At 34.8% G+C, this 5909-nt stretch carries 5 protein-coding genes; 2 read left to right on the forward strand and 3 right to left on the reverse strand.

All coding sequences use genetic code 11. The features are described from left to right. Positions 1-77: 77 nt before the first annotated feature. Entirely contained in the window at positions 78-785 is a 708-nt protein-coding gene (locus tag MW688_RS22350; protein WP_486738225.1) for a pentapeptide repeat-containing protein, read from the reverse strand. A gap of 308 nt (positions 786-1093) precedes the next feature. On the opposite strand from MW688_RS22350, the gene MW688_RS22355 reads away from it, so the two are divergent. Together MW688_RS22355 and MW688_RS22360 are read left to right on the forward strand one after the other, a co-directional pair. Continuing rightward, entirely contained in the window at positions 1094-1960 is an 867-nt protein-coding gene (locus MW688_RS22355) for a prohibitin family protein (RefSeq protein ID WP_486738226.1), read from the forward strand. 128 nt (positions 1961-2088) lie between these two features. Beyond that, positions 2089-2952 (forward strand): sulfotransferase domain-containing protein, encoded by an 864-nt coding sequence (locus MW688_RS22360; protein ID WP_486738227.1) that lies wholly within the window; start codon positions 2089-2091, stop codon positions 2950-2952. 63 nt (positions 2953-3015) lie between these two features. On the opposite strand, the gene MW688_RS22365 is transcribed toward MW688_RS22360, so the two are convergent. Both MW688_RS22365 and MW688_RS22370 read right to left on the reverse strand, forming a co-directional pair. Next, on the reverse strand, positions 3016-3570 hold the full coding sequence (locus tag MW688_RS22365; RefSeq protein WP_486738228.1) for a chemotaxis protein CheW: 555 nt from the start codon (positions 3568-3570) through the stop codon (positions 3016-3018). Continuing rightward, positions 3567-5909 (reverse strand): hybrid sensor histidine kinase/response regulator (locus MW688_RS22370; protein ID WP_486738229.1); only part of this gene is annotated, 2343 nt, incomplete at its 5' end. The genes MW688_RS22365 and MW688_RS22370, both read right to left, overlap by 4 nt.

A 5909-nucleotide genomic window follows, 5' to 3' on the forward strand; every position in this document is an offset into this window, starting at 1 on the left:
AGTAATTATGTCTCAATTATCCCTTTGTCCCTAATTGTCAACCAACTAAAACTTACCCATTATGGCTATTTAGCTAATCAAATGAGCAAATTTAAGAAGTAATGAGTAGATATTTTTAAACTGTATTTAGCCCCTAATAAATTAGATTGCTCTAAATTAGCATCCTGTAAATCAGCATCCTCTAAATCAGCGTGTTTTAAGTTAGCCTTCTTTAAATTAGCACCTGATAAATTAACACTCCATAAATAGCTTCTTTCTAAATTGGCCTTTTCTAAATTAGCACCTGATAAATTAGCCATTTCTAAATTAGTATTCCATAAATAGGCATTTTTCAAATTAACCTCTTTTAAATTAGACTTGGATAAATCAATCTCTACATCAAGATTATCTCGTCGCCAGTTATTCCACAATTGAGTATGATTACAAATAATCGCAACTAATACCTCTTTTTCTCGACGATGATTTAAACTATAAACAAGATAAGATGCCTCTACATCGTTTAGTGTAAGGATACTAATCAAAGTTGCCAAAGGCATATCAGCAAGTAAGTTAGGATTCTCTAGCAGCATTAAATCAAATACAGGATTGTTCAATAATTCCCTAGGAAAATCTGCCCCCAACTTTAATAAAATATCAGAGGGTGTATTAGGATTAGTAGCTAGTGTGCTTCTAATTTCTGTTTGAGTATAACTGAGATATATTGCCTTTAAAAATACTGGTGAAGTTTCTAAGTTATTGGCTACTTCTCTGATGGTTTCTAATAGTGTGGGTGTGAGTTCGGACATAAAAGCGATCGCATCTGTGTTCAATGTGTTATTAATTATAGCAAATGTAGTTAATTATCTTGTAGTCAGAACAAATCAGTTTAAGATCAATGCAGTTTAAGGATTTGAGGCTTTAAAAATTGTGTTGTGGTTGTTAATGTTTGATAAATAAGTTATAATAAATTTATGATAGTACAAACAAAGGTTTTTGACAGATAAGAGTCGTTAAACCTAATACTAGCCCAACTATTTCCTAAGTCGGTTTTCCTTCCTGGACGTAGCGCTACAGCTTTAATTTTTTATTTAATGTAAAAAAAAGGACGATAATCATGGAAAAAGTTCCTCAAATCAAACTAAATTTCCTCAAATTTAAACTTATTCCTATTGCTACAATTTTAGGAATTGGAGGATTAATACTAATACTAAACAAATTTGTTGTGATTATATCCACAGGCGAAGTTGGAGTAAAAGAAACTTTAGGTAAAGTTTCAGATCGCCCCCTAACTCCCGGATTTTATTTTATTAATCCCTTTGAAAAAGTAACTAAATTTTCTACTCGTATAGTTGATATCAAAGAGAAAATAGAAACCACCTCTGAAGAAGGTTTAACGATACTAATCGATGTCAGTTTACAGTATCAAACAAATCCTCAAAAAATTGAAGAAACTTATGCCAATGTGGGCATGAATGAACAAGAAATTATTATTCCTCGATTTCGTTCTCTAGTTAGAGAAACTACTGCTAACTATCCCTTGAAAGCAATTTATAGCCAAAGGAGAACAGAAATAGCTATAAGTTTAAAACAAAAGTTAACAGAAAGTTTGGAACCTTTAGGATTTGAAGTAAAAGAAGTTTTGCTGAGAGAAATTATTCTACCTGAAACAGTTAACGAGGCTATTCAAGCAAAGATAAAAGCAGAACAAGAAAGTCAACAATTAGACTTTGAAATAGAAAAAGCAAAAAAAGAAGCTCAAAGGGCGCAGATTGAAGCTGAAGCTGAAGCTGAAATAATGAGAATTTCAGCCCAAGCTGAAGCAGATGCTCAACGTATTATCAGCGAGGCATTAACTCCAGAAATTTTGGAACTAAAAAAAATAGAAGCAACTCAAAGTTTAGTGGAATCAGAAAATAGTAAAATTATTCTATTTGGTGGTGGAGATCAACCACAGCCTTTTATGTTTCTTCCTAATCAATAAGTTAAAGGATCTACAGTTGTAGACAGCAATTAGGGAGATTGAGCGTGTTTTTTTGTTGTAGTAACAACCAAATAGTTTATTACAAATAAGTTCTACAACAAAAAGATTGATTATTAAAAGTAGAATAAATGAAAAAACCAATTAAACCTAAATATCGTCTTCACAATGGCTTGAGAATGCCTCTGGGTTTTCCGGTAGAGGCTTTCGCTTCAGCAATTGAATACAAAGCCGATGCAGAAGATACTTTTATCGTTACCTATCCTAAATGTGGCACTACTTGGACACAATATATCATTTGGTTACTAATTCATGATGGACAACCCATGACAGCTACAGGAAATATTAACCAAGATATTCCCCATTTAGAAGAGGTTGGTAAAGATGTCGTTACAGCTTTAGCTAAACCAAGATTTATTAAAACTCATCTAGCTATTGATTTAACTCCCCATCATCCCCAAGCTAAATATATTTATGTTGCCCGCAATCCCTTTGATTGTGTTGTTTCTTTTTATCATCATACTCGGGGTTTTGTAAAACATTATGATTTTGCTGAGGGAAGTTTTGATGACTTCTTTGCTTGTTTTATGGCAGGAGAGGTGGATTTTGGTGACTACTTTAATCATCTCTTGGGTTGGTATGAACAGATTAATCAGCCTAACTTTTTGTTCCTGACTTATGAATATATGAAAAGTAATCCAGAGTTAGCAATTAGACAAATAGCTAGTTTTCTAGGAGAAAAATATCTTAACAAGGTTAATAATCCCGAGATTTTGGCAAAAATTCTTATTCATAGTAGTTTCGACGCTATGAGTCAGCATCAACAGCGCTGGTCTAGTAAAAGACCTGAGAATATGCCTCCTTTTATTCGCAAAGGAGTAATTGGAGATTGGCGTAACTATTTATCTTCTCAACAACAGCAGCAACTGACTGAGAAACTAATCATGAAAACTAAGGGAACTGAATTACTGGATTTGTGGTCTGATTTTTTGTGATTTAATTAAAAACAGGCGAAGTATTTGTAGGTGTGATGGCTTTAAAAACGTAGTTTGATAAAACTAAGACTGGTCAACTATAGGCTTTTGCAAGTCCCCACTATAATCGGTACTCCGATTATAGTGGTGGGATGTTGACGTTTTAATAGTTGTGATTAGGTTTTCACTAATAGGAGGCACTAACTCATCAGTATTCACTAAAAAAATAGTTAACTTTTCTTGATGGTGATCAATTATAGCCACATGAGTAGCTATACTGAGAGTATCAGCGCGACGATAGGATTCTGGCAAGGCGCGAATTTTATCTCCAGGTAAATCAATTAAACTAGGCGCTTGTTCAACTCTAACTCCGAACAATTCCCCCCCACTATTCTTAGCTAAGATTAAATATCCAGTCTCAGAATTAGAAAACTTTGAACTATTCTTAAACAAACGTTTGTATAAATCGACCACAGTTATTTCACGATTATCCACATTAGCCACACCTACATGATTGATTCCACTCCCGACAACAGGAGTATATCTAATTACTTTGCGGACAAAGTTAATGGAAAAAGCAAGATTCAGAGAACCTACAGGAAACATGAGGATTTTGAAAACTTGGTTAGATTGCTTCATTTGCTTTCTCCTGCTACAGTGGCTGTTTTTCCACTAATTATTTTTTTGATAGACTCAAGAAACTCTTGTTCAATATAGGGTTTAGTAAAATAAGCATCAGCACCTAACTGCATAGCTAGGCGACGGTGTTTATCATTACTACGAGAAGTCAACATGGCCGTAGGAATTTTAAATATCTCGGCATTAGTGCGTCGTTGAGTTAAAAATTCAAAACCATTCATATTAGGCATTTCGATATCACAAATAATCAAATCAACTTCGCTATTTTGTTGTAGTTTGTTCACAGCTTCTCGTCCATCTTTAGCGCTAATAACTCGATAACCGGCTTTTTCTAGGGTTAATGAAAGAGTCCGACGCATAGCCGCTGAATCATCAACTGCTAAAATAACTTCAGTTTTTACCCCATTTAGATTATTATCTTTAACTAAGTTTAGAGGGGATTTAGAAGCCATGGTAACTATGGTTGAATTTGAATCGGTTTCAACTCGGTCTTCTATGAGAAGACTTGGGTTAACCACTGGAATCAAGCTACCATCACCGAGGATTGTACAACCATATACATAAGTAGGCGGTGCCATCACTTCCCCAAAGGCTTTAATTACTAATTCTTGTTCTGTTAAGAGGCGGTTAACTTCCAAGGCGTATTGATTTTGACCTCTACGTATAATTAAGAATGGTAAAGCCCAATCCTCTGGCATCGGTACTCTTGTCAAGGCTGGAATATTAACGTTGTCATTGAAAGAACAATTGTACTCTAATAAATCTTCAGTTCTAAAGGCCGGAATAACTTGGTTATCTATCTGGAGAAAACGGTGATTACCAGAGATTTTTACTTGTTCTGGTTGGGGTATAATAATTTCATCAATACCATCAGAAGGTAGGGCAAGCACTGTTTTTCCTATTGAACAAACTAATAGTTTAGAGATAGTTAAAGTCAGAGGCAAACTAAGCACAAAAGTTGTTCCTTTGCCTTGTTTTGTTTTAACAGCAATTGAGCCTTTGAGAGCGGCTATTTGAGCTCGCACCACATCTAATCCTACTCCCCTTCCTGATAAATCGCTGATTTGGTCTGCGGTAGAAAAACCTGGTTCAAAAATTAAATCTACTAATTTATCTGAGGAAGTTACTAAGAGTTGTTCTTTTGATAGTAATTGTTTTTCTAGGGCTTTTTGCCCGATTTTTTGATGATTAATGCCGTAACCATCATCAGTAATTTCGATAATAGTTTGATTCCCCTGGTGGTAAGCTTTTATTTCGATAGTTCCTTCTTCTGGCTTGCCTAGTTGTTTTCTTATTTCACTACTTTCTATACCATGGTCAAAGGCATTTCTCAATAAATGAATTAGGGGGTCGTAGAGTTTTTCTAAGGCTGCTTTGTCTACTAATACACCAGTACCACTTAGTTTTAATTTAACTGGTTTTTTATATTTACTAGATAAATCTCTCAGAGTCCGGGGAAAACGATTCAGAACTTCTGATAATGGTAGCATTCTTGCCCACATCAACTCATCTCTGACGCGAGTTAACATTTGACGTTGTTCTTCAATGCTTTGATTTGATTGTCGAGAAAATAAGCTAATATCTTCTACTGATTCTTCTAGTTGGAGACTTTGTTCTAATAGCTCTTGCAACATATTGTGCATGTCACTATAGTTGTCCATTTCTAGAGTATCAAACTCTGAAGCAATATAGTTAGATTTTGAGGCTTGATTATATTGAGCTAAAGGATTAGTTACTAGTTGGTCAAGAACTTCTCTTAATTGTTTATTCATTTCTTGGAAGCGAGAAAAACGACCCATAAGGTCTCTAACAGTCCTTTGGAGTTGTTCATTTTGCAGTGAAAGACTATTCCGATTAATCGCTAATTCCCCGACTAAATTATTAATTCTCTCAATGCGATTCAAATCTATTCTCACCGAAAGATTTGGCGTTACTGGTTTCGTACTTCTCTGACTCGGCTTAAAGGTAGATTTAGCGGGTTTAGAAACCTCAGTTTTTGGCTTATCAGTTAGATATTTAGGTAGTAATTGTGGCGTTTGTGTTACTGGTGTTTCAGTGGGAAGAGATTCATAAATATTTTCTATTGATTGAATCACATGTTCCACATCATCTACTCCTGGAGATACTGGTAGAGAATCTGTTTTAGATAAATTTTCTGCATTTTCTTCACTGGTTTTTTCTGTAACATCTGTATCAGCTAAAAGTTCTTCAAAGGAAAGAAGTTGATTAGGGTCTGTGGAAATTTCCTCAGGCTTAGCGGTGGTAGATGGGGTATCAGTATCAGCAAACAATTCTTCAAAATTGGGAATAGAATGTTCAGTTTTTTCTGAATCTGTAGT

The organism is Johannesbaptistia floridana (assembly GCF_057440575.1).

What these genes read in the sequence shown, in the direction of transcription:
- MW688_RS22350 (WP_486738225.1), bottom strand. Translation starts at nt 785, where the DNA reads ATGTCCGAACTCACACCCACACTATTAGAAACCATCAGAGAAGTAGCC.
- MW688_RS22355 (WP_486738226.1), top strand. Translation starts at nt 1,094, where the DNA reads ATGGAAAAAGTTCCTCAAATCAAACTAAATTTCCTCAAATTTAAACTT.
- MW688_RS22360 (WP_486738227.1), top strand. Translation starts at nt 2,089, where the DNA reads ATGAAAAAACCAATTAAACCTAAATATCGTCTTCACAATGGCTTGAGA.
- MW688_RS22365 (WP_486738228.1), bottom strand. Translation starts at nt 3,570, where the DNA reads ATGAAGCAATCTAACCAAGTTTTCAAAATCCTCATGTTTCCTGTAGGT.